The sequence below is a fragment of the Burkholderia sp. KBS0801 genome (genome assembly GCF_005937855.2).
GTDB lineage: Bacteria > Pseudomonadota > Gammaproteobacteria > Burkholderiales > Burkholderiaceae > Burkholderia > Burkholderia ambifaria.
In genome coordinates, this window is record NZ_CP042178.1 from 2,522,282 (window position 1) to 2,547,869 (window position 25,588).

The window sequence follows — 25,588 nt, forward strand, 5'->3', positions numbered from 1 at the left end:
AGTTTGAATGACCGATTCGTTTCTTGATTCGGCGACGGTAGCGGTCGCGCCTGGCGGCGAACCTGCGACGAAAGCCTATGCTCCCGACGTTCCTGCGCCGCGGCCGGCGCCGCCGCAGATCGTCGTCGGCCGCGGCGAAGGCGTGACGATGTTTGCAAAGAACACGCCGCTGATCTGCATCAAGCAATTGCCGTTGCCCGGCATCGTGATCTTCGTGCATGGCGTGAACTCGGAGGGCGAATGGTTCGATGCAACGGAGCAAGGACTGTGCAAAGGCCTGAATCGGAGGCTTGGGCGGCTGGACGATCAGATGATGTATCACGGCGTCGATGCGGGGCAGCTGACGCCCGCGAAGTACACGGAAAGCGTGACGCCGGATGGGTACTTGAATCCGAAGCTCTGGTCCGGTGACTACATCAAACCCGAACCATCGTTTTCGCCTGTCATTCATTTCCGATGGGGTTATCGGGCGACCGCAGCAGAACTGAAGGAATACGGCGACAAGATATTCCTGAACGAGAAGGACTATTGGGGCGGTGGTCCGTTCACGAACGGTTGTGCAAGCCTGCCCGATCTCTGGCACGGCGGTCTGGATGATCGAACGATGGGATGGATGACGGTGCAGGGCATCAATCCAACCAATCGGCCGCTGTACCGCGCGCCGCCTCGCGCGTACGGCGTGCTCGCGGCGTTGCGACTGGCCAGGCTGATCGAGTCGATTCGCCGCATGCAGGCTGATGTACCGATCACCGTCGTGTGTCATAGCCAGGGCAACATCGTCGGCCTCACGGCGGCGTTCTTTGGCGACGCGTTCCCCGATGTCGAAGATCCGTGGGGACGCACCGGACATTGCGTGGCGGATGCCTACGTACTGGCGAATGCGCCGTATAGCCTGGCGAATGCGGACGGCCCGTATAAATCCGACACGTTCATGGATACATGGTCGCAACGCGCGACGAAAGACGCGAACGGTCATCGCGGACGGCAGACCTATGCTGCGCGCACGAAGACGCTCGGCAAGTTTCTATCGATCATCGGCGCTCGCACAGCATGCGAACTTTCCGCGGACAAGATCGACGAGGACATGGCAAACGAGCGGGTATCGCCCACGAGCAACCGTTCCTATGCAGCGCAAGAGGATCGCGCGCGGCACGGCTTGAATGGGTCGACGTATGGGCGCGTCACCGCGTATTGCTGTCCGCACGATCAGGTGATTTCAGCGGTGACGGTGCAAGGCATCGGATGGCGCGGGATCAGCAAGCACGAACTTGAGGATATTGGTGCGGCAGGCATCCTGACGCAGCGGGTGTTCGCATCGGGTTTCCCGGTCGGCGTGCAGAAACCCTACCGGTATTGGGAAGACGATTGGCGGCATGGCAAGCACGGAACGAAGCCGGGCTTCTGGTATCCGCCATCGCCGCCCGCGAAATTCAATCTGATCGGTGCGATCAAGGGTAACGAATCTGTGTTGGGCGTGGCCGCTACGCTCGTGACAGCGCCCCTGATGTTCGTCGTGACCGGAATCAGTTCGGCGTTGAACATGCTCCGTGTAAATGCCGATCCGCCGAAAGGCTGGACCGTGGTTGCGGATGCGCCGGCACTTGATGATCCGTTTTCGCCGAAGGCGCTGCGATTCGGCAAGCCCGTTGAAACGAAAGATGGCGACGCAGTCAGCGACTTCAACGAAGGCAACGATCCACCAGCCGCATGGCGCGACGCGAGCAAGACCGATGCGGACAAGCGGGCTGACGATCCGTACGACCAGTACAACGCAAAGAACGCGGATGGCGTCGCGCAAGGTACAGCGGAAACGGAAGCCGGACAGCGCTATGAAGATCGCGCGTTGATGCGGATGGAAGCGCGTCGAACGCTGAACACCGAATGGTTTGATAGCGACGGCCACGTAATTGGTGAGGATGGCAAAAGCACGATACCGGAGGGCTACAAAGAATGGCGCGACAAGCAGATCGTCGACTGGCTCGATCGTGGTTCGACGAATAGCCCGACCAATCACTCTACGACGATGACCAATCCGGAGCATGCCGAGAAGGCGCTTGCGTATGACGTTGCGGTGGGCCTGTGCTACCTGACGGAGGAACAACTCAAATCGCTGCGCATTGAGGCGGATTGGCGGATAGGGAAGGGTATTCCCGAAACCAATCCGAACAAGAAGTACGTCAATTACTTTAAATACGGAACGCTTGATCGAATGTCGATGCATGAATGGGTGCATGCCACGAATAGCGAAGGAAAGATTCCCGAGGCGATCACGGATGAACGTGAAGGCGAGTTTTATCTGAAGGCCGGGGGTTTCGTATGAAGGCACTGATCGCTACCTGGCCGCGACGCGTCGCCGTCGCCGTTTCGACATGGCTCATCACCACCGTGCTCATGGCCTCGTTGATGGCGCATGTCGAACAACCCGACCCGGCACATTTGGAAATAGGAGATTGGATGAAACGATTGTTTGCCGTACCTGGCCTGGCCGCGCTGATGGTGTTTCTGTTCACCACAGCCCTCATGCGCTCTGTACACGCCGCACCTGTCAATGCACTAGAGAATTCATCACCATCAGCCCAGGAGCCCGCCAAGCCGTTCGTCGCGCAGGTTGTGGGCCTGATGTGGTTGAATCCGTTGCAACGTATGGACTATCCGACCGAATGGCAATTGTTGTGGACACAGGGGCTTGCCGCTCCCAACAAGAATGACGATATGGTCCGCACCGACCCGAAGTCCTTTACCACCCTGCAGTCGGTAGCTGGCATCGCATACGGCAACGAGGGCGAAGAAACATTCAAGGGTTTCTATCACAAGTACGTAAGCGAGTTTCTCGTGTTGATGCGTTCGCGCTACTTCGCGAACGCGAGCTATTTCTACACCGTGAAATCGAAGAATCCCAAAGATTGGCGCGAGCTTGCCGGAATACATATCGAGCTCGCGCTGCCTCCAAGGCTCGATCCGATCGAAGCGAAGACGTACTTTACCAATGAGTTTCTCCAATGCTTCGAAATCGGTCCACCATCACCCAAGACGCTTTGGAGCCGCGACACGCCCCCTGATATCCAGATCACGCAAGGTGGCGCGAACGCCGGCTTTACATCGCTGAACAAGGCGCTGGATTACTTGCAGGCAAACCCCGACGAGACCGTATGGGCGATGAACTGGGACGCGCCGAACTTCCCGCCCACGGATGCGCAGATCAACGAGAACCTCGTCGTGCTGTTCCTCGCCGGCCCCAACTTCAACACCGAGCGCGAGCCGCTCGCATGGATCGGCAAGGCTGCGGCCGGCGACACGAAAGCGTTCTCGCCGAAGGCCGGCACGACGCGCGCCGTCCAGGCGTGGAAGGCAACCATCGCGCAAGCGGCACGCAATGCGGGTGTCGCGGTCACTGACCTCAACTACATCGTTCACGATGCAGGCCACGGCAGCGATGCAGCGTCATCACGCGTCGCCGCACTCGCGCAAACCTTGACCGAAACGCTGCCGGAATACGATCACAAGAAGCAGACATTCAACACCGCCGCCCTGCTCGGCGACATGGGAACAGGTAGCGCATTGACCGACGTCGCGCTCGCGATCGGCCGGATCAACCACTTCGGCGGTAACGCATTGGTCGCCGGCACGACCGACCCTGAACACCCCGTCGCCGTCGTCGTCAGGCCGCCATCGAAGCTCACGCCGATCGACCCAACCAAGGACTGGTTCCGCGCGCGCGGCGGAAACAATGCATACCTGCCGTGGTGGGGACGCAGACACGATGTCGATTACGGCATGCAGGGCTATTCGTGGTGATGCAAACCGGCGCCGAGACGCATGAGCGACGATCACGGACGAACGTGAAGGCGAGTTTTATCTGAAGGCTGGGGGATTCGTATGAAGGCACTGATCACTACCCGGCCGCGACGCGTCACCGTTTCGACATGGCTGATCGCCACCGTGCTCATGGCCTCGCTGATGGCGCACGTAGAACAAACCGGCCCGGCACATTTGGAGATAGGAGATTGGATGAAACGATTCTTTGTCGTACCGAGCCTGGCTGCGCTCATGGTGTTCCTGTTCACCACGGCCATCGCGCGCTCGGTACATGCCGCACCTGTCAGCGCGTTAGAGAATTCATCGTCATCAGCCGAAGAGCCGGCCAAGCCGTTCGTCGCGCAGGTTGTCGGCCTGATGTGGTTGAATCCGTTGCAACGTATGGACTATCCGACCGAATGGCAATTGTTGTGGACACAGGGGCTTGCCGCTCCCAACAAGAATGACGATATGGTCCGCACCGACCCGAAGTCCTTTACCACCCTGCAGTCGGTAGCGGGTATCGCGTACGGCAACGAAGGCGAGGAAACATTTAGAGGTTTCTACCGCAAGTACATGTTCGAATTTCCTCTGCTGCTCAGCTCGCGCTATGCGTCCAATCCCAAATACTTCTACACGGTCGCGCCCAGCTATAAAAAGGACTGGCGGGAACTCGCGGGCATTCATGTTGAGCTTGCGATCCCGAATCGACTTGATGCAGCCGAATCGCAAAGCTACGTGCAAGACTCGATTCGGAAGACGTTTTCTATCGGCAATCCGCATTTCCCGACGATGTGGAGCCACGACACTCCCCCCGATATTCAGATCACGCAAGGCGGCGCGAACGCCGGCTTTACATCGCTGAACAAGGCGCTGGATTACTTGCAGGCGAACCCCGACAAGACCGTATGGGCGATGAACTGGGACGCCCCCAACTTCCCGCCCACGGATGCGCAGATCAACGAGAACCTTGTCGTGCTGTTCCTCGCCGGCCCCAACTTCAACACCGAGCGCGAGCCGCTCGCATGGATCGGCAAGGCCGCGGCCGGCGACACGAAAGCATTTGCGCCGCAGGTCGGCACGACTCGCGCTGTACAAGCGTGGAAGGCAACCATCGCCGAAGCGGCACGCAATGCCGGCGTCGCGGTCACTGACCTGAATTACATCGTTCACGATGCAGGCCACGGCAGCGATGCTGCGTCGTCACGCGTCGCCGCACTCGCGCAAACCCTGACCGAAACGCTGCCGGAATACGACCACAAGAAGCAGACATTCAACACCGCCGCCCTGCTCGGCGACATGGGAACGGGCAGCGCATTGACCGACGTCGCGCTCGCGATCGGCCGGATCAGCGCGAGCAACACGCGACCACCACACGAATCATTCGGAGGACGAGTCATATGCGAGGAATTATCCGGGTAGGCGACATGCATACCCACGGCGGCCGAGTCGAATCCGGAGCCGGATTCAGCAAGGTCATGGGGCGCGCGGTCGCGCGCTTTGGCGACGCCTGCTCGTGTCCGATCCACGGCGCCTGCACGATTGCAGCAGGCGACCCGGCCTTCAACATTGAAGGCCAAGCCGCCGCGTTCGACGGTCATGAGACGACCTGCGGCGCGAAACTGATTTCTTCACTTCCGAATTCGGGGCGAATTTGAATGCAGAAGATACGACGCATGACCGCCGAACAGTTCCGGCTGTTGCGGCTTCAGGATACCCGAATCAAGCCGGTGAACCAGTGGGCGCTGCACGAGATTTTCGTGAAGGGCCGCCCACAGCGTGAACTGGCCGCGAAGCTGGGCATGAACCGCTCGGCAATGTCTCAGCTCGTTCGCAAGGCGTGGCAACGGTATCTGGACCTGCCGGGTAACGTCACACGCCTCACCACGGTCACGATCACGATCCCGGCGAAATACGAGCGCGCGCTGCACGCATGGGTGCAGGACGCGCATCGTTTATCGAACCGGCCCGATCAAGACGAGCCGGCCTGACCGATTCGCGCGCCGACGCGCTAACGGCATTCGGTTTGTCACACGCGGGCCCACACGCCGCGCCGGGCGATGCGGGGCATCCGTATGACCAATCCCCGATGCCCGCCACCCCAAGAAAAGAAATTCATCCCCCAATATCGGATTCAGATAGATCCATATTCCATATCCAGCTAAATTCTCAGCCCCTTTTGGATCCTTTTTCCCCACCCGACCTCGTATCATTTCTCCCATTCCGAAGAGAAGAGAAGGACATGAGCGATACCACCCCGCTGCACTACCTCGACTACGCGGCCACCACCCCTGCGGATCCCCGCGTGATCGAAGAGATGACGGCCTGCCTCGGTGCCGACGGCATCTTCGGCAATCCCGCGTCGAGCTCGCACGCCGCCGGCCGGCTGGCGAAGGAAAAAGTCGAGCACGCACGCGCGCAGGTTGCCGCACTGATCGGCGCGCACGCCGACGAGATCATCTGGACGTCGGGTGCCACCGAATCGAACAACCTCGCGCTGAAGGGCTACGCGGAAGCCGCGACCGACAAGCGCCACCTGATCACGAGCCGCATCGAACACAAGGCCATCCTCGACACGATGGCGAACCTGTCGAAGCGCGGGATGACGGCCGCTTACCTCAACCCCACCGCCGACGGCGAAATCACCGTCGACGCCGTGGCCGCGGCGATCCGCCCCGATACGGGCCTCGTGTCGCTGATGCTCGTCAACAACGAGCTCGGCACGCTGACGGACATCGGCGCGATCTCGCGCATCGTGCATGCGGCGGGCGCGCTGCTGCACGTCGACGCCGCGCAGGCGCTCGGCAAGACGCCGATCGACGTGCGCGCGCTCGGCATCGACCTGCTGTCGATGTCCGCGCACAAGGTGTATGGCCCGAAGGGTATCGGCGCGCTGTTCGTCCGCCGCGACATCGCCGATCGCATCGCGCCGCAGATTCACGGCGGCGGACACGAGCGCGGCCTGCGCTCGGGCACGCTCGCGACGCATCAGATCGTCGGGATGGGCACCGCGTGCGAACTGGCCGCCGAAAAGCTCGAGCGCGAAGCCGAGCGGATCGCGGCACTCAGCGCGCGCCTGAAGGACGCGCTGCTCGCGCTCGGCGACATCACGCACAACGCGGCAGCGGCGCGCCGCATCCCGCACACGTTGAGCCTCACGGTGAACACGCCGGGCTTCTTCCCGTTCATGCTCGGCGATTCGCTCGCCGTGTCGTCGACCTCGGCATGCAACTCGACCAGCGGCGCGCCGTCCCACGTGCTGACCGCGATCGGCCTCGATGCGGAAACCGCCGGCCGCACGGTGCGCATCAGCTTCGGCCGCTTCACGACCGAGCAGGACGTCGATTTCGCGGTCGCGTGTTTCGCGCGCGCGATCGAGCAATGCCGGGCCGCGGCCGCCACCGGGTTCACCGCGTCGCGACAGATCACGCCGGCGGACCTGAAAGCGATCCGCAATGCAGGCTTTCGCGCGGTGATCTGCAACCGGCCGGACGGCGAAGGCGCCGATCAGCCGGCCTTCGACGAGATCGCGGCCGCCGCGCGCGAACTCGGCCTCGACGCGCGCTATCTGCCGGTCGAACGCGACCGGATCGGCGATGCCGAAGTCGACGCGTTCGGCGCGCTGGTCGATGCGCTGCCGAAGCCCGTGCTCGCGTATTGCCGCAGCGGGAGCCGCTCCGGGATGCTGTGGAACCGGCTGACGGCGCGACGAACGGCAACGGCCTGAGCGTAACGCCGTTTCCCGCGCTGGAAGCGCGGTGGTCGTCGGGCGACGCGCCAGTTCTCTCCCGCTACTTCGCCGGCTCCAGTTGTAGCGCCCCTCCAGTCTGACGTCGCGTCGCCGTAGCGCGCCGCGACGTCTCCGAGCGCACCGGGCGGCAGCGCGTCGCAACGGCACGCGCGGTCCATCCGAACCGTGCGGTCGTGCACATCGCTCCATCCATCCGCGCCGATGTGCGCGCCGACGTTGCGCGGCGCGCCGCCGCCGAACCCGCCAACGCATTCCCCCCGCAAGCGACGCGCGAACCGACACGGCCACGCCGGCCGCCGTCATCGCATTGCCCTCCATCACGTAACGGCGATCGGCGACCCACGCCGCATCGGCAAAACCGCCCGCCCGATGCCCCCGAAAGGTGCATCCGCCCAGAGTTTCCGGTGCATTGCCGAAATCCGATAGCGCCGCGAGATTTGGCTTCATACCGTTCCAGCATCGGGCCGGAAAGCGACGTGTCATTCACCCATGACGTCGCGTGCCGCCGACGAATTCCAGGGGCGGGCCGCAATGTCGGGCCCGGGCAGCGATGACGGTCCTGCCATGCAGGACATTCGTGACGGAGCGAACATGGACGCGAAAATCCAGCCTGACTCAGGCACCGACAGTGACGTAAGCCTTCTCCACAAGATGGGATATGCGCAGGAGCTGTCGAGACGCATGAGCGGCTTCTCGAACTTCGCCGTGTCGTTTTCGGTGATCTGCATTCTGTCGGGCGGCATCACGGCGTTTCAGCTCGCGTTTTCCGCCGCCGGCGGCGCATCGATCGGCCTCGGCTGGCCGCTCGGCTCGCTGTTCGCGCTGATCGTCGCGGTGTCGATGTCGCAGATCGCATCGGCGTTCCCGACCGCCGGCGGCCTCTATCACTGGGGCGCCATCCTCGGCGGCAAGAAATGGGGGTGGATGACGGCGTGGCTCAACCTGATCGGCCTGATCTTCGTGATCGCCGCGATCAATTTCGGCACCTACGATCCGTTCTTCAAGACGCTGATCGCCCCGATGTTCGGCGTCACTTCGGACAGCCTGACGTGGTGGCACCAGACCGCGTTCATCGCGGTCATCACGCTGTCGCAGGCGATGCTGAACGCCCGCGGCATCAAGATCGCGAGCAAGATCACCGACCTGTCCGGCTACCTGATCTTCGTCGTGACGATCGCGCTGGTCGTGTCGCTGCTGGTCTACTCGCCGGTCGCGTTCGACCTGCATCGGCTCGTCACCTTCACCAACTTCACGGGCGTCGACGGCGGCGCATGGCCGAAGCAGACCCTGCCGCTCGCGTTCCTGTCCGGCCTGCTGCTGGTGACCTACACGATCACGGGCTTCGACGCGTCCGCGCACACGTCGGAAGAGACCCACGATGCGGCGAAGAACGTGCCGCGGGGCATCATCGGCTCGGTGTTCTGGTCCGCGGTGTTCGGCTACGTGATGGTATGCACGTTCGTGCTGGTCATGCCGGACCTGACGGCCGCGATGAAACAGGGCACCGGCTTCTTCGAAGCGATCCTCGCGCCGATTCCGAAGACCTTGCGCGTGTGCCTCGAACTCGCGATGTTCTTCATCAACTACGTGTGCGGGCTCGCCGCGATCATGTCGACGTCGCGCATGGTGTATGCGTTTGCGCGCGACGGCGGGCTGCCGGCGTCGAAGCTGCTGCGCAGCGTGAATCACAACCATCGGACGCCCGGCCCCGCGATCTGGACGTGCGCTGTGCTCGCGATCGTCGTCACGCTGTACGGCGACGCGTTCTCGGTGTTGAGCGCGGGCAGCGCCGTGTTCCTGTTCATCTCGTATGCGATGCCGATCGGCTCCGGGATGCTCGCCGAAGGGCGCACGTGGACCGAAAAAGGCCCGTTCCAGCTCGGCATCTGGTCGAAGCCGTGCGCGTTGCTCGGGCTGGTGGGCGCCTGCGTGCTCGCGTACGTCGGCATCCAGCCGCCGAACGAGAAGGTGCTCTACGTGCTGGTTGCGTTCGTGGTCGTGCTGATGGTGATCTGGTACGGCTTCGGGGTGCGCAAGTCGTTCGCGGGGCCGCCGGTGCTCAAGGACACGCGCAACGACGCGCGCATTCGCGAACTCGAGGCGAACGTCGATGCGTCGGTGTGAAGCGATAGCGGCTTATACGTAGGATTACAATGCAAAAAATCCGGCTCGCACATACACGGCGAGCCGGATTTTTTTACGTCGCTTCGGACCGGACGACGTTCAACCGCTTGTGCAGTTGAACGCCCGACCGAGCGCCCGACTGCAGCGGGTCAGCCGTAGACCGGGAAACGCTGCGTCAACTCCGCGACGCGCCCGCGCACGCGCTCGATCGTCGCCGCATCTTCCGGCGCTTCCAGCACGTCCGCAATCAGGTTGCCGACCAGCTCGGCTTCCGCCGGGCCGAAGCCGCGCGTCGTCATCGCCGGCGAACCCAGACGGATGCCGCTCGTCACGAACGGCTTTTCCGGATCGTTCGGGATCGCGTTCTTGTTCACCGTGATGTGTGCAGCACCCAGCGCCGCTTCCGCTGCCTTGCCGGTGATGTTCTTCGCGCGCAGGTCCACCAGCATCACGTGGCTTTCGGTGCGGCCCGACACGATTCGCAGCCCGCGCTTGACCAGCGTTTCAGCCAGCACGCGCGCGTTCTCGACCACCTTTTCCTGGTACGCCTTGAATTCCGGCGACAGCGCTTCCTTGAACGCCACGGCCTTCGCCGCGATCACGTGCATCAGCGGCCCACCCTGGATGCCCGGGAAGATCGCCGAGTTGATCGGCTTCTCGTATTCGGCCTTCATCAGGATCACGCCGCCGCGCGGGCCGCGCAGGCTCTTGTGCGTCGTCGTCGTCACGAAGTCGGCATGCGGCACCGGGTTCGGATACACGCCCGCCGCGATCAGGCCCGCGTAGTGCGCCATGTCGACCATCAGGTACGCACCCACCGACTTCGCGATCTTCGCCAGACGCTCGAAGTCGATCTTCAGCGCGAACGCCGACGCGCCCGCGACGATCAGCTTCGGCTTGTGTTCCTGCGCGAGCTGCTCGGCCGCGTCGTAGTCGATGTCTTCCTGCTCGTTCAGACCGTAGCTCACCACGTTGAACCACTTGCCCGACATGTTCACCGGCGAGCCGTGCGTCAGGTGACCGCCGTGCGCCAGGCTCATGCCCATGATCGTGTCGCCCGGCTTGAGCATCGCGAAGAACACGCCCTGGTTCGCCTGCGAACCCGAGTTCGGCTGCACGTTCGCGGCTTCCGCGCCGAACAGCTGCTTCACACGGTCGATCGCCAGCTGCTCGACCACGTCGACGTATTCACAGCCGCCGTAGTAGCGCTTGCCCGGATAACCTTCCGCGTACTTGTTCGTGAGCTGCGAGCCCTGGGCGGCCATCACGGCCGGGCTCGTGTAGTTTTCCGACGCGATCAGCTCGATGTGATCTTCCTGGCGGCGGTTCTCGTCCTGAATGGCAGTCCAGAGTTCGGGATCGACGTTGGCGACGGTGCTGGTAGTGCGATTGAACATGATGATTGATCAGAAGAGAGTGATGGATTGATCCTGGTATGCCGGACTTGCCCGGACCCGCGAAGCCGAGCGCCGGAGCGGCGCTCGATGACGTCGACAACCCTGCCGCGTCGCGAAGCCGGCTGAACGGTGACTCGTCATTGCCATTCCAGCAGACGCCACGTCGTTCAGATAGAAGGATTGCGACATTCCGCTAGGACGCATCGCGCGACGCCCAGCCAAAAAAATCGAAGGTCCGCATCGCTGCGGCACCTTCGACCGAACCCGCCGTTCCCGGAGAGGTCGCGCCTGCCCGTCGGCTTCTTTCGTATATGGGGGCCTAAACGGCGGAAAAACAGTTGTCGACGAACAGCTGGGTGCCGTTGACGAAGCTCGATTCGTCGGACGCAAGGAACAGCGCGGCCGCGGCCACTTCCGACGGCTCGCACAGCCTGCCCTGCTGCACCGCGACGGCCGCCTCGGTCGCGTCCACGCCCATCGCCTGCAGATCCTTCAGCTCGCGCATGCCGTGCGGCGTGCGGATGAACCCCGGCGCCAATGCGTTGCAGCGGATGCCGCGATCGCGGTATTCGACGGCGATCGCGCGCGCGAACATCTGGCACGCGCCCTTGGTCGCGTCATACAGCACCTCGCCGGGCGTCGCGAAGACGGCCGAGATCGACGACGTACAGACGATGCTGCCGCGTCCTTTTTCCAGCATCTGCGGCAGCACCGCCTTCGTCATCAGGAACATGCTCTTCACGTTCACGCCCATCAGCCAGTCCCATTCCGACTCCTCGATATCGAGGAACGGTTTGACGATCAGCGTGCCCGCATGATTGAACAGGATGTCCGCGTTGCCGTACTGCGCGCGGGCCGCATCGACCGCGGTCTGCACGTCCGGCTGCTTCGACACGTCGGCTTGCAGGCCGATCGCCTGCAAGCCGGCATCACGCAACCGCGACGCGAGCGTGTCGGCCGCGTCGCCGTCACGGTCGATGATCGCCACCTTCGCGCCCTGCGCGGCGAACAGCTCGGACGCGGCGGCGCCGCATCCGCCCGCGCCGCCGCTCACGATGGCGACCTTGCCGGCAAGGCGACCGTCAATCTTGGCATTCATGCGTCGTTCTCCAGTGTGATTCGTCAGGACCCGTCAGCTGAACAAGGTCCGAAGATGATCGTTGAGGAAACGGCCTTCCGGGTCCACGCTGCGGCGCAGTTCACGGAACGCCTCGGCCTTCGGGAACCAGCGGTCCACGTCGTCGCGGTTCGTGAAGTGCAGCTTGCCCCAGTGCGGACGCGAGCCGTAGTCGCGCAGGATGTCGTCGACATCCTTCAGGAACGGCCAGTAGTCGACGCCGTTCGGACCGCCCGAGCACGAGATGGTCACGCTGTCCTGGTGATTGAACGGGCTGATCCATGCCGGGTCTCCCTTCGTGAAGCGGTACTCGACCGGGAAGATGCAGTCCCGATGCTTCGTGAGGATCAGGTCGCGCACGCGGCGCAGCGCTTCCTTGCCGTGTTCGGCCGGCACGGCGTACTCGAGCTCGTGGAAGTTCGCGACGTAGTGGATCGCGTAGACCTCGGAGCTGTATGCGATCTTCTCGTGCTCGCCTTCGTGGTACGTGCGCACGTCGGTGACATCCATCACCTTCACTTCGCACACGTCGTAGTCCTTCTTCGAATTCGACACCGCGGTGGTGTCGGGCAGGCAGTACAGGTGGCGGCTTTCGGACGTCGGGCACCAGAAGAAGCCGAAATGCCGGTGCGTCGCCGCGAGCTCGTCGTACCGTTCCATCAGCGCGTCGAAGTCCTCGCGCCACACGCGGTCGTGCAGCCAGAACGCGTCGGTCACCTGCAGCGTCAGCTCCGAGACCACGCCGAACATGCCGATATTCACCTGCGTCGCGTGCAGCAGGTCGAGGTCCTGCTTGTCGCTCACTTCCATGATCGAGCCGTCGGGGCGAACGATGCGCATCCCGACCACCTGCGACGACAGGTTGCTGAGCGTCGTCCCGGTGCCGTGCGTGCCCGTCGCCAACGCGCCGGCAATGGCCTGCGAATCGATGTCGCCCTGGTTGACGAGCGAGAAGCCGATTTGCTTCAGATGCTGCGTGACCGCGTTGATACGCGTGCCCGCCTTCACCGTCACGCGCTTCTGCTGCTCGTCGACCGCGACGATGCCGTGGTAGTCCTTCAGCGACAGCAGCAGGCCGCTCGTCGCGACGACGGGCGTGAACGAATGCCCCGATCCCGCGCAGCGGACGTTCTTGCCCTGGCTCGTCGCGGCATGCACCAGCTCGGCAATCTGCGCCTCGCTGGTGGGCGCCGCCATGTGCGCCGCGACGCACGACTGATTGCCGACCCAGTTCCGCCAGAATCCGCCACGTGGAAGCTCCATCAACGTCTCTCCTGAAGTGCGCGGGCCGGCAACGAAGCGGGAGACTCCAGGCGCCGGCGCGATGCGCCGTGTTCGTGCCAACGATATTTCGCCGGCCGGCTTTGCACTATCGGATTTCGGCAAGCGAGGGTTTTCTCCGGGGGTTTTTTGACCGGCGCGTGCAACGACTACAATGAATCGATCCGCCCGCTCCCCTCCCGACTCCGATGACGCCGTCTGCCGATCCGAGCGATTTGTCCGGCGCGCCGCCGCTCGCGCGCAGGGTGACGTTCTGCGCGTTCACCGACGTGGAGGAGCAGGCACGGATCTTCGACGGCTGGCACCTCAACTACACGCAGATCTCGGGCGGCCGGTTTCATGGCTCCTCGTCCATCGTGTCGCTCGGCGGCATCCGGCTGCTGGTCGAGGACCTCGACAAGGTGATCCTGCAACAGGGCGCGGTGCCGTCGGATCGCGTCGCGGTGGCCGTGCCGCTGGAGCTCGAAGGCCATGCGCGCATGTGCGGCGAAAAGAGCGGGCGCGACAGCCTGCACGTGTTCTCGAGCCAGCCCGTGTTCGAGTTCTATTCTCCCGACCGGCACGTGCTCGTGAACGTCGAGATCGCGCCCGACAAGCTGTCGACGCCAGCGCTGCGCACGTTCGCCGCGTCGCTGCGGGCCCGCACCTTCGCACCGCTGATCCCGATGACGGCCCCGGTCGCGGATCGCCTGCGCCACCTGCTACGCCATGCGATGGCCGCGGCCGCGAAGAGCACGCCGGCCGACGACGTGACGACGCAGGACCGCATCGAACTGCTCGAGCGGACCGTGCTGTATGCGATTTCCGAAGCGATGACGATGCCAGAGCCGCACGCGGACGCGCTCGCGACCCGTTCGACGAAGTACTGGTCGCTCGTCAACGCGGCGCAGGCGCGGCTGCAGGATGCGTCGACGTGCCCGCTGTCGATCGCCGAACTGTGCGTGCAGCTTGGCATCAGCCGGCGTACCGTGCAATACGCGTTCAACGACACGCTCAATCTGAATCCGATCGCCTACCTGCGCGCCGTCCGGCTCAATCACGTTCGCCGCGAGCTGCGGCTCGGCGGCCCCGTGACGTCGGCCGCGACGAAGTGGGGCTTCTGGCACCTGAGCAGTTTCGCGCAGGACTATCGCGCGATGTTCGGCGAGTTGCCGTCGGCGACGGCGAGGCGCTACGCGCAGCGGGAAGCGTGAGCGTCGATCGTGCGAGGCGTGACGCGCGACGCTGATGCGGCTTCGTGCTGTGCCGAACTTCCATGAAGAAGGCTGCGGCCGAACGTGCGCCGCTGCAGGTTGAACGCAGGCCGCCGCCGCGGTGGGGGCAACAGGCACCGAACCGGCACCGGCCGCCTTCCCACCCGGCGAACTCGCTACACCGTCACTCCTGCTGTTCCTGCTCTGCCTGCACCTGCCGCTGCTGGATGAACTGCCGCACATCGCTCATCGTCACGCGACCGGTGTGTTTTGCATCGATCTCGTCGAAGTGCTTCGCGACGAACCCGAGCCCGCTGCTCTGCGCCTGCGCTTTGGTCACCGCCGCGCCGTTGCCCAGCACCGTGTTGCCGCCGAGCCGGGCATCGACACGCTTCTGCGCCTGCTGCTGCAGCGTCGCGCCGGTCGACGGCAATACCGGCGCCACGCGGGTCGACGGAAAGAACGGACCGTCGACGCCGTGGCCGCCGTGCGGCAGCTTCACCGGCGCCACCGCCTGCGGCGGCAGCGCATGCGCGACGCTCATCACCGCACCGAGGACGATCAACGAACACATACGTCGCATCAAGTTGATTGGAGACATGATCACTCGCATTCAATGGATGAATAGAGGGTTCCTTTTCGCAAGGAGTCCGTCGTTTACGGTGCCGCTGCCAGCGAAGTCGAGGCCGTCGCACCCGGCGTGCTGCCGGTCGGCGTGCCGGCCGGATTCTCGTCCGGCCACGGCGGCGGCAGGGTCTTCAGCGTCAGCGCCGTCGGAATCCGCGCGCCCTTGTAGAAAGTCGCCAGGTCGCGCTTCATCTGAGGACGTGCGACGTCATCCAGATACGTCATGTGGCCGCCCTGGAAGAAGTTCACCTGCAGCTTCGGATTCAGGCCTTTCACCGTCTGCAGACGGGCGAGCTGCTTCTCCGTGTTGAAGAACGGCGTGGCGAGGTCGTGGAGGCCGTTCTCCGCGAGCACCTGGAGCTTCGGATTGAGCTGCAGCGCGCCGAGCAGATCGGGGATCGTGTCGGGCATCGGCTGGCCGTCATGCGAGAAGTCCCACACCTGGATGATGTTGTCGTTCAACGGCAGGTAGGTCGCGTTCGGCGCGGTGTAGCCGAGGTAGTCGGGCATCTGCGTCGCGAGCGCGTTCGTGAACGGCTGCGAGATCAGGATGTCCGACGGGTCGCCGTCCGTCTGCAGCCGCGGATCGCTGTTCGGCAACGACACGCGTCCGTCGTAGCGGCCGATCGTCGTGCCGGGCACCAGGTTCGTGCCGAACGGGTTCGCGTTGAAGTAGTCGCGCAGCGCCTGTTGCGTAAGGCTCGACGGGATCGACCACAGCTTCAGCGTCGCGTCGCTCGGGAACACCGGCGTGCCGAGCGCATCCGGAATGCCGAGCTGGCTCAGCACCCACGACTGCGAGTACTTCTGCAGCTGGTTGTAGATCAGCGTCGTGAACAGTTCGGTCTGCAGCGCGTACAGAAATGGATTGACCGGCGCCGGCGACACCTGGTTGAAGTACGCCGCGACCGCCGCATAGCCGGGCAGATAGCCGGCCACGGTATCGGTGTCGAGCAGCAGCCCTTCGGTCGACTGCGTGATCGCCACCGCCTCCACCGCATCCGCGAAGTAGTTCAGGATCGCCGATTGCAGCACGATACCTGTGAGGTGCACGCCGGCCGATTCGAGCGCCAGCGCGAGCATGTCGGTGCGCGGCGTGCCGTACGATTCGCCGTACAGGTAGATCGGCGACGTGCCGCGGCCGTTCACGTTCAGGTAGCGCTGGATGAAGTCGCGCATGACGTTGACGTCCGCGTCGGAGCCCCAGTACTTCTGGTTGGTGTTCGGCAACACGGCTTCCGACAGCCCGGTTCCCGGCGGGTCGATGAACACGAGGTCGGTGGTGTCGATCAGGCTTTCCGCGTTGTCGACGAGCGGATAGTTCGGCCAGTTGGTGCCGAACAGCGGATCGGGCGTCGCGACGCGCGTCGGCGCGAACGAGCCGAGCCGCAGCCAGATCGACGACGAGCCGGGGCCGCCGTTATAGACGAACGTGACGGGACGCGGCTTGCCGTTCGTGCTCGGCGCGGTGTACGCGACATACGACATCGACGCTTCCGCGTTGCCGTTCGCATCCTGCGCGGTCAGGTGGCCAGTGGTCGTCGTGTAGTTGACCGTCGTGCCGCCGGATTTCCACTGGTAATGCATCACCGCGGCCTTCTCCGACACCTGCGCGGCCGCAAGGCCGTCTGTCGCGTTCAGCGAATAGGCAACGGGGTCGACGTAAGGCTGGTTCGCCGCCGAAGTTTGATTGCCGGCCGCCTGTTGCGCGCCGGCCTGCTGGCTGGCGGTGGCCTGCGCGAGGCTCGATGCGCCGACCGACGACGAATCGTCGCCGCCGCAGCCCGCGAGCACCATGGTCAAGACGGTCAATGCGCCTAGCCCGGCCAGCCGGCCGCGGCGTTCGCGGCGGCTGCCGGTACTGCTCCTGTCTGGTTGCATGCCTCTGTCCTTGTGTTGGGTCGAATATCGCTTCACACACAGGCCGCCATCGCCGGCGAAAAACGCGCAGGCACACCCGCCACTCGCGTTGCACGATCGGCAGACGGCGGTTGGGGATTGGACTTCTTCGAGAGACTGAACTTGATACAGACACAGCAAACTGCTGGCGGAGAATGATGCGGAAACGCCGCCCCCTTGCAGTTTTGACGACTTTTGTATTACCAAAATTTACGACACCACAAAAATAGGCGGTGTTGCGCCGCGTTGTCAAAGATCATTCGGATATTAAAAAATCTCTGATGATGCGAACGAAGATCAGTGTCTGGAATTTGAAAGAAAGCACGATTGGTCGCAGCCGGCTCGCCATTCGAGACGTTTTTCCCGGAATGCCGCGGCTTTGTCGCAGGTCGCATAACCCTTTTCTGGCATTGGTGGGCGCATATGGAATGCCTTCAAATCGACAGGCTTATTCTTTCATTTTAATTACCCGAAGCCGATTGACTTGAATTGCTGAATAACAGCCGCCTCTATCCACGAAATACCGATTTCCGGGATTTTCAGGAGATGCCGCGGAATTATTTACCCGATAGCGGAATAACGCCGCACGGTTGCGTAAGATGCGGGTTATTCACAAGGAAGAAGCAATCATTCGCCCCGCGCATTGCGGATTGCGAATTGCATTGCGGCAATCGCGAATCGGGCACGTGATGCGCAGGGAATGGAGAGGCCGCGCGAGCGAGCGGCGACGCCCCCGCTCACGCAGCGACGTGCGGCCGCGCCGCACGCCATCGTTCAACCGCTCAAACGCTCGAGCGACGATCAGCGCCCGCCGCCCGGCAGCGCGATATCGATCAGCACCGGATCGTGATCCGACGAGCGATACGCATCCGGCGCGTAGTACGTCTTCTGCTGCTCGGCCGACTTGTACGCGAGCGTGTACTGCAGTGCGAGCGGCTCGTCCGCGTTGATGTGCCATTCGTGCACGGCCTTCACGTGCGACGCGAGCGGCAGCGATGCGAGCGCGTGATCGAGGTAGCCGGCTTCGCCGTTGTACACGTAGCTGTACGCGTTCGCGCCTATCCAGCGCGACACGAGGTTGCGGTAGCCGCGCGCTTCGAGCAGGCGGATCGGGTCTTCATACGTGTAGCTGTTGAAGTCGCCGATCAGCAGCGTGCCCTGCCCCGCGACGCCCGTCGGCGTGCCGGCGAGCCAGTCGGCCAGCTTCGCCGCCGCGCGCGTGCGCGTCGGGTTCCAGCAGCCCTGGCCGTCGCCCTGGTCGAGGTCGTCGTTCGCCGCGTCCGGGCAGTTCTTCGACTTCAGGTGGTTGACCGCGATCGTCAGCGCCTGCTTGTTGCCGCCGACGCGGCGGAACGACTGCGCGAGCGGCTGACGGTTCTTGTCGTCGATCGCGAGCGTCGACGCGCGGCCGACCGGTTCGACCGTGCGGCTGTCGTAGATCATCGCGACCGTGATCGCGTCGCCGCCGAGGCGCGACGTGCCCGGATCGACCACGCGCCAGTTGCTGCCGAGCTTCGCCGCGAGCTGGCGCACCGCGCTCAGTTCGCCGTAGCCGTTGTTCTGGATTTCCATCAGGCCGATCACGTCGGCGTCGAGCGCCTTCAGCGCGCTGACGATCTTCGCTTCCTGACGCTGGAATTCCTGGAAGCTCTTCGCGCCGCGGTTGTTCGGATCGTCGAAGCCGCCGCCCATGCCGTTGCCGTTGAAGTAGTTGAGGACGTTGAACGACGCGACGCGCAGATTCGATTTCGGATCGCGTGCCGGTGCGTTGGTGCGCGGGTTCGAGCGCGTGTCGAACGTCGGTGCGGCCGCGCCGGGCAGCGGCTGCACACGCCATGCTCCGTAGCGCACCTCGAGCACGCCTTCGACGTTGCGCACGGTATAGCCCGAGCGCAGCGTGTTCGCGGCCGACAGTTCCGGCGCCGGATACGGCACGTTCGCGGGGTTCTGCTTGTTCGAGCCGTCGTCGAGGATCAGCCGGTTGCGTGCGTTCGCATCGATCTGCGCTTGCACCTGCGACGGCGGCACCACGCTCGTCGGCGTGCGCAGTCGGCCGTTGCTCAGCATCGTGCTGCCGTAGCGGCCGAGCTCGTAGTTGTCGGTGACGGTGAGCGTCTGCGGCAGGCGTACCAGCATTCCTTCATACGCGGCGAATGCGTTCGGGCTGTCGACCGGAAGCGTGAGCGTCGCCGGCGTGACCGTCTGGCCGTTCGCGCACACCGCGATCGCGCCCGACAGCGTGAGCTGCGTCTGCCCGTATTTCTCCTCGATCTTGCCCGTCACATGCACGAGATCGCCGGCCTTCGCGCGCACTTTCGGCGCATAGACGAACAGGCCTTCGGACACGCCCGGCTGGTTGCGGCGCTGCGGGTCGGCCTGCTGGACGAAGAAGCCGCCGAAGCCGTCCGTGCCGCCGAAATCGGCCGTAACGACCGCCTCGATCGACGCGTTCTGGCCGGCGAGCGGCGACGGCGCGCCCGGCCCCTGGATGTCGGCGATCGGCGTCGTGCTGCCGCCGCAGTTCGGGCTGACGGGGGCGGCGGTCGCCGCGAGGACCGGCGCGGCAAGCGTGGGCAGCAGCAATAGCGGGGCAAACAGGCGGATTGTCGAGCGCATGGCGGGGAATCCCGGTTGTGAGGGTGGCGAAAGCTTAGCGGCGCTCGGTGACAGTTTTTAGTAACCGGCAGACAGGCATATGTAATTGCCGGTATCGCTGCGCGATTGCGATCGAAAAGCGGGAAATCGTCCAACAAACGCCGGCCCCGTTCCGACGATTTCCCGCTGCCGGCGTCACCACTCACCCCGCCGCGACGCTAGACCGTCCCCGGCAACGCGCTCGACACGAGCACGGCCGCCACCATCAGCACGCCGGCGAGCACGACCGCCTCGATCCGCAGCACCGCGCCGAACCCGCGCAACGCGACGACCGGCATCGCGGCCGCCGGATCCTTCAGCGCGGCCAGCAGCTTCGGCATCCCGAAGAACCGGTTGTGTCCGCCGAGCGCCGCCGCGATCAGCACGAGCGCGAGCTTGAGCAGCAGGATCTGCCCGTACGTCGATGCGAGCAGGTTGTCCGGCGTATCGACGCCGCGCCAGCCGTTGTATGCGCCGGTCGCGAACAGCACCGCCAGTGCAACCGTCGACGCATCGGAGAGCGACTGCACGAACGACGCGCCGGTCGTGCGCTCGCTTGCAGGCATCCCGGCGAATCGCGGCATCACGGCGAACGCCGTCACGAGCACGAGCCCGACCCACGCGCTGATCGCCAGCAGATGCAGCCAGTCGACCCACACCGGCACGCTGAACAGCCCCGCGTCGACCGGATGGCCGCCATTGCTGCGCGCCAGCGCGACGCATGCGAGCGCGACCCAGATCGCGAACGGAAAGCGCGTATCGGTCGCGCGCCGAACGAACGACAGGATCACGACCGCGAGCATGAACACGGCGCCGGCCAGCCACGCATGACCGAACCCCGTGCCGGCGAGCATCGCGCGCACGGCCGGCGCCGCTTCGAGCAGCGGCACTTCGCTCATCAACGCGCAGTGCGCCCAGAACGCCGTGATGCTCGCGAGCAGCGACACGACGGACGCACCACGCAGCGTCGCGAGCAGCCGCCCCGCGATGTCGTGCTGCCACGCCGACGCGCCCCGCGCGAGCCAGCGGTTGCCGAGCAACGTGCCGACGACGACGGCAAAGCCGGCGTTCTGGATCGCCACGGCTACAAGCCGCAGCATGCCGACGAAGCCTTCGTTCACCCTTTCACCTTGAACGTATAGGTGCCTTTGGTGCGATGCGCGTCGGCCGTCATCGCCACCCATTGCACCGTGTACGCACCGGGCGCGAGCTTCGGCATCGCGACGGTCATCACGCGCGGCGTCGCCGGATCGACCTTCGCGCTGTCGTGCGCGACGGGCTTGCCGTTCGCGTCCGACACCTTCACCGAACTGAAGGTGGGCTCGAGGTCTTCGTTGAACGCGAGCCGCAACGTGTCGGGCGCGGTGTCGACCGTGCTGCCGGTCGCGGGCGTCGCGCTCTCCAGCTTGCCGTGCGCCCAGGCCGCAACCGGCGCGGCGGCGATCAGCGCGCCGGCCGCGACAAAGCGAACGAACCGGACGCAGCGGACGAACCGCATGAGCATCGTGATCTTCGTGTGCATGTTCCGCCCCGGCATCACGGCTTGCGCAGTTCGACGACGGTCAACGCGCCGTCCACGTCCTCGGCGACGAAATCGATCTTGTCGCCGGCCTTGACCTGCGTGAGCATCGCCGGGTCCTTGACCTTGAACACCATCGTCATCGCGTCCATCCCGAGGTTCTCGAGCGGGCCGTGCTTGATCGTCAGCTTGCCGGCGGCCGAGTCGATCTTGCGGATCTCGCCGTGCGACATCCCGTGCGTCGCGCTGGCGCCCTGCTTCGCGTTGCCGCCCATGTCCATGCCGGCCATGTCGCCGGCCGCGTACGACGCAGTGGAAAACACCAGCACGCAACCCGTTGCAATCGAAACCAGTCCTTTCTTCATCATTGCCTGCTCCATCCAGAGTGAGTGAAATGAAACCGGTGGCTCGCACCGCGCGGCCACCGCTTGCCGCTGTTGGCCGCCGCTCAGCCGTCCGGCAATTCGCCGGTGTATTCGTAGGCGACGGTGCCCTTCGGATGCCGGAACCAGCCCGGATCGCGATAGTCGTTGCGGCCGAGCCCCTGCCGGACCTTCAGCACCGTGAACATGCCGCCCATCTCCAGCGGCCCGAACGGGCCGGTGCCCGTCATCATCGGCAGCGTGTTGTCGGGCAGCGGCATCTCCATGCCGCCCATCGCGCCGCCGGTGCTGCCCATCGCCATGTAGTCGGGCACGAGCTTGCCGATGCGCTGCGCGAGATCCTTCTGCGGCACGCCGATCAGGTTCGGCACCTGGTGGCCCATCGCATTCATCGTGTGATGCGACTTGTGGCAATGGAACGCCCAGTCGCCGGGGCGATCGGCGGTGAACTCGATCGCGCGCATCTGGCCGACCGCGACGTCGGCCGTCACCTCCGGCCAGCGCGCCGCCGCCGGAATCCAGCCGCCGTCGGTGCCGGCGACCTCGAAGCTGTAGCCGTGCAGGTGGATCGGGTGGTTCGTCATCGTCAGGTTGCCGAAACGAATCCGCACGCGGTCGCCCGCACGCACCGGCAGCGGGTCGATGCCCGGGAACACGCGAGAATTGAACGTCCACATGTTGAAGTCCGTCATCTCGTTCACGCGCGGCGTGTAGCTGCCCGGGTCGATGTCGTACGCGGCGAGCAGGAACACGAAGTCGCGATCGACCGGCATCGTCGCGCGGTCCTTCGGGTGCACGATGAACATGCCCATCATCCCCATCGCCATCTGCACCATCTCGTCGGCGTGCGGGTGATACATGAACGTGCCGTGCGCCTCCAGTTGGAACTCGTAGACGAAGGTCTTGCCGGGCGGGATATGCGGCTGCGTGAGGCCGCCGACGCCGTCCATCCCGTTGGGCAGCCGCAGCCCGTGCCAGTGGATCGTCGTGTGCTCGGGCAGGCGGTTGGTCACGAAGATGCGGACCTTGTCGCCCTCGACGGCCTCGATCGTCGGGCCCGGCGACTGGCCGTTGTAGCCCCACAGGTTCGCGTTCATCCCGGGCGCCATCTCGCGCACGACCGGCTCGGCCGTCAGGTGGAACTCCTTCCAGCCGTTCTTCATCCGCCACGGCAGCGTCCAGCCGTTCAGCGTCGCGACGGGCGTGTACGGACGACCGTTGGGCGGCACGAGCGGCGGCTGCGTGCCGGCCTTCGCCATCGTGGGCGCTTCGGGCAGCGACGCGGCGCCGGCCTTGCTGACCATCGCCGCACCGAGCAGCGCGGCGCCCGAGCCGCTGAGAAATTGTCGACGGGACACCATGTCAATGACCTTCCGGATGCGTTGCGGGCGCCGGTTGCGCCACGGGAGAGGAAGCCGGCTGCGGTGCAGCGTCGGGCGTGGAGGCGGCGGGCGCGGAGGTGCGCGGCGCAGGCTGCGAGATCGACTGCGAAGTAGGTAGCCGGCCGCCGACGGCCATCTGCAGATCGGTTTCGGCGAGCCAGTAGTCCTTCAGCGCATCGATGTAGCCGTTGACCGCGCCGACCTGTTCACGCGCATCGGTGAGCAGCTCGAACACGCTCGCGAGCATCCCGTTGTAGCGCAGCAGCAACTCGTCCGAGATCGTCTTGCGCAGCGGCACGACTTCGTCGCGATAGTGCGTCGCAACGTCGTAGCTCGTCGTGTACGCCGCGTACGATTGGCGTACTTCCGAGCGTGCGTCGATCGCGGTCTGCGCGAGCCGGTTCGCCGACTGCATGTAGACGGCCTCGGCCCGCGCGACCTTCGCGCCGCCCCAGTCGAACAGCGGAATCTCGACGCTGATCTCGTAGCCGTGCTCGTGCCCCTTGTCGGTCTCGTAGTTGTTCACGTAGCCGAGATCGACCGCGTTGACGAAGCGCGTCGCCTTGCTCAGTCCGAGCGACGACGCGACGCCCTGCGTCTGCAGCTTCGCGGCCTGGATGTCGAGACGGTTGCTCATCGCGTAGCGTTCGAGATCGGGCAGGTCCGGGCGCGCCTTCGGCAGGTCGGGCAGACGCTCGGGCAGCGCGTAGTGCATGCGCTCGCCCCACAGCCCCATCGCCCGCGTGAGCTTCTCGCGCGCGGCCACGGCCTGCTGCTGCGCCTTCGCCTGCTGGGCGACCGCGTCCGCATGGAACGCCTGTTCGCGTGCGTAGTCGAGGCGGCTGAAGTTGCCGGCCTGGCGCATGCGCAGCGCGAGTTCGGCGGCGGCGCTCGCGGCGTCGCGCACCTGCCGCGCATAGTTCGCGGCCTGTTCGGCGGCGACGGCCTCGACATACGCGCGACGCGCGTCGGCTGCCACCTTCAGCATCGCGTCGGCCGTCTCGAGCTTGGTCTGCTCGAAGCGGCGGCGTTCGATGTTCGTCGCGAGCGGCAGCGTCAGCAGTGCGAATACGTTCGCCGAGAACGTACGCCCGAGGCTCAGCTCGCCGTCGCCGGCCCGCGTGCGGCTGAACGAGAAGCGCGGGTTCGGCAGCCGGCCGGCCTGCACGAGATCGGCCTCCGACAGCCCGAGCGCCGCGTACGAAGCCTGCAAGCCACGGTTGTTCAGCAGCGCGAGCTGCACCGCGTCGTCCATCGACAGCGGTTTCGCGAGCAGTTCCTTCGTCCGTGTGTCGACGGCGTCGCGGTCGGCGTCGGTCCTGACGATGACGGCGTCTTTCCCGATCCGCTCCGATGCGGTGGCCGACACGGCGTCGAAGCCGCCGTCCTTCGAGAACGTCGTACAGCCGGCGAGGAAGGCCAGCACGAGCGCGGTCGCGCCGATTCGCGGTGACATCGCAAGTCTCGTCATTGCGCGGCCTCTCCGTGCATCGAATGGACCGCGCCGCCCACCGTGTTTCCGGGCTTCGCGCTTCCGGACTTCGCGTGCCCCTTCGCGGGCCGCTCCATTACGTCGCGGTTCAGTTGTTTCCAGCCGGGGCCTGCATCGTCCCGATACCGCACGTAGCCGTCGAATGCGGACGGCACGGCGACGTCCTGCACCGGCGCGGCGGCATCGGCCGGATCGGGACGCGGAGTTTGCGCAGGCGCGAGCGACGGCACGAGGGCCGCCGCGCCAAGCAGCGCCGCAGTGATCAATCGCATGGATGTTTCTCGTCGTGAGTCGTGCGACGGGCGTCGAATGACCGCCGGCACGGTTTGCGGATCGCGGCCGGTCGACCGCGGAAGAGGCAAGGACTAGACGGGAAGCCGGCGCGGCGGCCGCTCGATGCCGCCGGTCAGGAACGACACGATGACCGGCGACGGCGCGAAAGCGACGAACGCGATACCGATGCCGGACGCCGCGGACACCGCGGGAGGATCGGCGATGCCGGTGCCGAAGCAGCAGGCCCCGCACGACGAACACGACGATGCATGCCGTGCGTGGCCTTCATGCGCATGCTCGCCACCCTGCGCGCTCGACATCGCAAGCGACGCGGCCGGGTGATCGGCGCTCGCTCCATCCTCCGCATGCGGCACGGCAGCCGCAACGCCCGCGCACTGCATCGACCCGGTCGCGAACGACTGGATCGGCAGGCTCAGCGCCAGCAGCACGACGAGGATGAATTTGCGCCAGTACGACATGGATGCGGAATCAGGCAGGCTACGACCGGATGAACGGGAGCGACACCGCGACGGCGCGCTCCGGACACATGACCACCGCAGCTTATCGCCGCCGTCGTGACGACGACATGGCCGAAACATGACCGGTTTTTCATGAAACGCGGGCATCGCACGGCGAGCGCGCTTCATGACAATTCCGTCATCCGCCGGTCATCTTTCGCGCACGCGCGGCGCCCTAAGCTCACGCGTTACACTGACCGGCT

General features: G+C 64.9%; 21 protein-coding genes. 8 read left to right on the top strand and 13 right to left on the bottom strand.

Annotated features, from left to right (window positions below; genetic code table 11):
* Nucleotides 1-7: 7 nt before the first annotated feature.
* The 7 genes from FFI87_RS28205 to FFI87_RS28235 all read left to right on the top strand — a co-directional run bounded on the left by FFI87_RS28205 (nucleotide 8) and on the right by FFI87_RS28235 (nucleotide 9,670).
* Nucleotides 8-2,320, top strand: a complete 2,313-nt coding sequence (locus tag FFI87_RS28205; RefSeq protein ID WP_138849919.1) for a hypothetical protein — start codon at nucleotides 8-10, stop codon at nucleotides 2,318-2,320.
* A gap of 134 nt (nucleotides 2,321-2,454) precedes the next feature.
* A complete protein-coding gene (locus tag FFI87_RS28210) occupies nucleotides 2,455-3,795 on the top strand; it encodes a virulence factor (RefSeq protein WP_138850263.1) in 1,341 nt (446 codons plus the stop codon).
* Between the two features lie 213 nt (nucleotides 3,796-4,008).
* Nucleotides 4,009-5,217 carry a virulence factor gene (locus FFI87_RS28215; RefSeq protein WP_261378655.1) on the top strand — a complete coding sequence of 403 codons (1,209 nt, stop codon included), beginning with the start codon at nucleotides 4,009-4,011 and terminating at the stop codon, nucleotides 5,215-5,217.
* Nucleotides 5,196-5,453: a PAAR domain-containing protein gene (locus FFI87_RS28220; RefSeq protein WP_138849918.1), complete on the top strand. Its 258-nt coding sequence runs from the start codon at nucleotides 5,196-5,198 to the stop codon at nucleotides 5,451-5,453. The genes FFI87_RS28215 and FFI87_RS28220 overlap by 22 nt, the downstream gene beginning before the upstream one ends.
* A gap of 18 nt (nucleotides 5,454-5,471) precedes the next feature.
* On the top strand, nucleotides 5,472-5,786 hold the full coding sequence (locus FFI87_RS28225; RefSeq protein ID WP_006752296.1) for a TrfB-related DNA-binding protein: 315 nt from the start codon (nucleotides 5,472-5,474) through the stop codon (nucleotides 5,784-5,786).
* 251 nt (nucleotides 5,787-6,037) lie between these two features.
* On the top strand, nucleotides 6,038-7,522 hold the full coding sequence (locus FFI87_RS28230) for an aminotransferase class V-fold PLP-dependent enzyme (RefSeq protein ID WP_138849917.1): 1,485 nt from the start codon (nucleotides 6,038-6,040) through the stop codon (nucleotides 7,520-7,522).
* Nucleotides 7,523-8,137: 615 nt separating this feature from the next.
* Nucleotides 8,138-9,670, top strand: a complete 1,533-nt coding sequence (locus FFI87_RS28235) for an amino acid permease (RefSeq protein ID WP_138849916.1) — start codon at nucleotides 8,138-8,140, stop codon at nucleotides 9,668-9,670.
* Between the two features lie 149 nt (nucleotides 9,671-9,819).
* On the opposite strand, the gene glyA is transcribed toward FFI87_RS28235, so the two are convergent.
* The 3 genes from glyA to FFI87_RS28250 form a co-directional block, all read right to left on the bottom strand.
* Nucleotides 9,820-11,067 carry a serine hydroxymethyltransferase gene (gene glyA / locus FFI87_RS28240; protein ID WP_012365266.1) on the bottom strand — a complete coding sequence of 416 codons (1,248 nt, stop codon included), beginning with the start codon at nucleotides 11,065-11,067 and terminating at the stop codon, nucleotides 9,820-9,822.
* A gap of 319 nt (nucleotides 11,068-11,386) precedes the next feature.
* Nucleotides 11,387-12,166, bottom strand: a complete 780-nt coding sequence (locus FFI87_RS28245) for an SDR family NAD(P)-dependent oxidoreductase (protein ID WP_012365265.1) — start codon at nucleotides 12,164-12,166, stop codon at nucleotides 11,387-11,389.
* A 33-nt stretch (nucleotides 12,167-12,199) separates the two neighbouring features.
* Nucleotides 12,200-13,447 carry a D-arabinono-1,4-lactone oxidase gene (locus FFI87_RS28250; RefSeq protein ID WP_138849915.1) on the bottom strand — a complete coding sequence of 416 codons (1,248 nt, stop codon included), beginning with the start codon at nucleotides 13,445-13,447 and terminating at the stop codon, nucleotides 12,200-12,202.
* A gap of 206 nt (nucleotides 13,448-13,653) precedes the next feature.
* Between FFI87_RS28250 and FFI87_RS28255 the strand changes: the two genes are divergently transcribed.
* The gene (locus FFI87_RS28255; protein WP_138849914.1) at nucleotides 13,654-14,658 is read left to right on the top strand and encodes a helix-turn-helix domain-containing protein; all 1,005 of its coding nucleotides are present in this window, start codon (nucleotides 13,654-13,656) and stop codon (nucleotides 14,656-14,658) included.
* 184 nt (nucleotides 14,659-14,842) lie between these two features.
* Here FFI87_RS28255 and FFI87_RS28260 read toward each other — a convergent pair whose 3' ends face one another.
* The 10 genes from FFI87_RS28260 to FFI87_RS28305 all read right to left on the bottom strand — a co-directional run bounded on the left by FFI87_RS28260 (nucleotide 14,843) and on the right by FFI87_RS28305 (nucleotide 25,346).
* On the bottom strand, nucleotides 14,843-15,271 hold the full coding sequence (locus FFI87_RS28260; RefSeq protein WP_138849913.1) for a 2-oxoglutarate dehydrogenase: 429 nt from the start codon (nucleotides 15,269-15,271) through the stop codon (nucleotides 14,843-14,845).
* Nucleotides 15,272-15,315: 44 nt separating this feature from the next.
* Nucleotides 15,316-17,166 carry a S10 family serine carboxypeptidase-like protein gene (locus FFI87_RS28265; RefSeq protein ID WP_138849912.1) on the bottom strand — a complete coding sequence of 617 codons (1,851 nt, stop codon included), beginning with the start codon at nucleotides 17,164-17,166 and terminating at the stop codon, nucleotides 15,316-15,318.
* 819 nt (nucleotides 17,167-17,985) lie between these two features.
* Complete coding sequence (locus FFI87_RS28270; RefSeq protein ID WP_138849911.1) at nucleotides 17,986-19,800, bottom strand: ExeM/NucH family extracellular endonuclease; 1,815 nt, start codon at nucleotides 19,798-19,800, stop codon at nucleotides 17,986-17,988.
* A 197-nt stretch (nucleotides 19,801-19,997) separates the two neighbouring features.
* Nucleotides 19,998-20,939: a CopD family protein gene (locus tag FFI87_RS28275; protein WP_138849910.1), complete on the bottom strand. Its 942-nt coding sequence runs from the start codon at nucleotides 20,937-20,939 to the stop codon at nucleotides 19,998-20,000.
* Nucleotides 20,936-21,340, bottom strand: coding sequence for a copper homeostasis periplasmic binding protein CopC (gene copC / locus FFI87_RS28280; RefSeq protein ID WP_249180236.1), 405 nt, complete (start codon nucleotides 21,338-21,340; stop codon nucleotides 20,936-20,938). Before copC ends, FFI87_RS28275 begins: the two co-directional genes overlap by 4 nt.
* Before the next feature lie 14 nt (nucleotides 21,341-21,354).
* Nucleotides 21,355-21,702, bottom strand: a complete 348-nt coding sequence (locus FFI87_RS28285; protein ID WP_175709634.1) for a copper-binding protein — start codon at nucleotides 21,700-21,702, stop codon at nucleotides 21,355-21,357.
* A gap of 83 nt (nucleotides 21,703-21,785) precedes the next feature.
* Nucleotides 21,786-23,081 carry a multicopper oxidase family protein gene (locus FFI87_RS28290; protein ID WP_138849907.1) on the bottom strand — a complete coding sequence of 432 codons (1,296 nt, stop codon included), beginning with the start codon at nucleotides 23,079-23,081 and terminating at the stop codon, nucleotides 21,786-21,788.
* A 1-nt stretch (nucleotide 23,082) separates the two neighbouring features.
* The gene (locus FFI87_RS28295; RefSeq protein WP_138849906.1) at nucleotides 23,083-24,573 is read right to left on the bottom strand and encodes a TolC family protein; all 1,491 of its coding nucleotides are present in this window, start codon (nucleotides 24,571-24,573) and stop codon (nucleotides 23,083-23,085) included.
* On the bottom strand, nucleotides 24,570-24,866 hold the full coding sequence (locus FFI87_RS28300) for a hypothetical protein (RefSeq protein WP_138849905.1): 297 nt from the start codon (nucleotides 24,864-24,866) through the stop codon (nucleotides 24,570-24,572). The genes FFI87_RS28295 and FFI87_RS28300 overlap by 4 nt, the downstream gene beginning before the upstream one ends.
* A gap of 93 nt (nucleotides 24,867-24,959) precedes the next feature.
* A complete protein-coding gene (locus FFI87_RS28305) occupies nucleotides 24,960-25,346 on the bottom strand; it encodes a hypothetical protein (RefSeq protein WP_138849904.1) in 387 nt (128 codons plus the stop codon).
* Nucleotides 25,347-25,588: the final 242 nt, after the last annotated feature.

Excerpts from the sequence above, each read along its gene's own strand:
- FFI87_RS28205 (WP_138849919.1), top strand. The coding sequence starts at position 8 with ATGACCGATTCGTTTCTTGATTCGGCGACGGTAGCGGTCGCGCCTGGC.
- FFI87_RS28210 (WP_138850263.1), top strand. The coding sequence starts at position 2,455 with ATGAAACGATTGTTTGCCGTACCTGGCCTGGCCGCGCTGATGGTGTTT.
- FFI87_RS28215 (WP_261378655.1), top strand. The coding sequence starts at position 4,009 with ATGAAACGATTCTTTGTCGTACCGAGCCTGGCTGCGCTCATGGTGTTC.
- FFI87_RS28220 (WP_138849918.1), top strand. The coding sequence starts at position 5,196 with ATGCGAGGAATTATCCGGGTAGGCGACATGCATACCCACGGCGGCCGA.
- FFI87_RS28225 (WP_006752296.1), top strand. The coding sequence starts at position 5,472 with ATGACCGCCGAACAGTTCCGGCTGTTGCGGCTTCAGGATACCCGAATC.
- FFI87_RS28230 (WP_138849917.1), top strand. The coding sequence starts at position 6,038 with ATGAGCGATACCACCCCGCTGCACTACCTCGACTACGCGGCCACCACC.
- FFI87_RS28235 (WP_138849916.1), top strand. The coding sequence starts at position 8,138 with ATGGACGCGAAAATCCAGCCTGACTCAGGCACCGACAGTGACGTAAGC.
- glyA (WP_012365266.1), bottom strand. The coding sequence starts at position 11,067 with ATGTTCAATCGCACTACCAGCACCGTCGCCAACGTCGATCCCGAACTC.
- FFI87_RS28245 (WP_012365265.1), bottom strand. The coding sequence starts at position 12,166 with ATGAATGCCAAGATTGACGGTCGCCTTGCCGGCAAGGTCGCCATCGTG.
- FFI87_RS28250 (WP_138849915.1), bottom strand. The coding sequence starts at position 13,447 with ATGGAGCTTCCACGTGGCGGATTCTGGCGGAACTGGGTCGGCAATCAG.
- FFI87_RS28255 (WP_138849914.1), top strand. The coding sequence starts at position 13,654 with ATGACGCCGTCTGCCGATCCGAGCGATTTGTCCGGCGCGCCGCCGCTC.
- FFI87_RS28260 (WP_138849913.1), bottom strand. The coding sequence starts at position 15,271 with ATGCGAGTGATCATGTCTCCAATCAACTTGATGCGACGTATGTGTTCG.
- FFI87_RS28265 (WP_138849912.1), bottom strand. The coding sequence starts at position 17,166 with ATGCAACCAGACAGGAGCAGTACCGGCAGCCGCCGCGAACGCCGCGGC.
- FFI87_RS28270 (WP_138849911.1), bottom strand. The coding sequence starts at position 19,800 with ATGCGCTCGACAATCCGCCTGTTTGCCCCGCTATTGCTGCTGCCCACG.
- copC (WP_249180236.1), bottom strand. The coding sequence starts at position 21,340 with ATGCACACGAAGATCACGATGCTCATGCGGTTCGTCCGCTGCGTCCGG.
- FFI87_RS28285 (WP_175709634.1), bottom strand. The coding sequence starts at position 21,702 with ATGAAGAAAGGACTGGTTTCGATTGCAACGGGTTGCGTGCTGGTGTTT.
- FFI87_RS28290 (WP_138849907.1), bottom strand. The coding sequence starts at position 23,081 with ATGGTGTCCCGTCGACAATTTCTCAGCGGCTCGGGCGCCGCGCTGCTC.
- FFI87_RS28295 (WP_138849906.1), bottom strand. The coding sequence starts at position 24,573 with ATGACGAGACTTGCGATGTCACCGCGAATCGGCGCGACCGCGCTCGTG.
- FFI87_RS28300 (WP_138849905.1), bottom strand. The coding sequence starts at position 24,866 with ATGCGATTGATCACTGCGGCGCTGCTTGGCGCGGCGGCCCTCGTGCCG.
- FFI87_RS28305 (WP_138849904.1), bottom strand. The coding sequence starts at position 25,346 with ATGTCGTACTGGCGCAAATTCATCCTCGTCGTGCTGCTGGCGCTGAGC.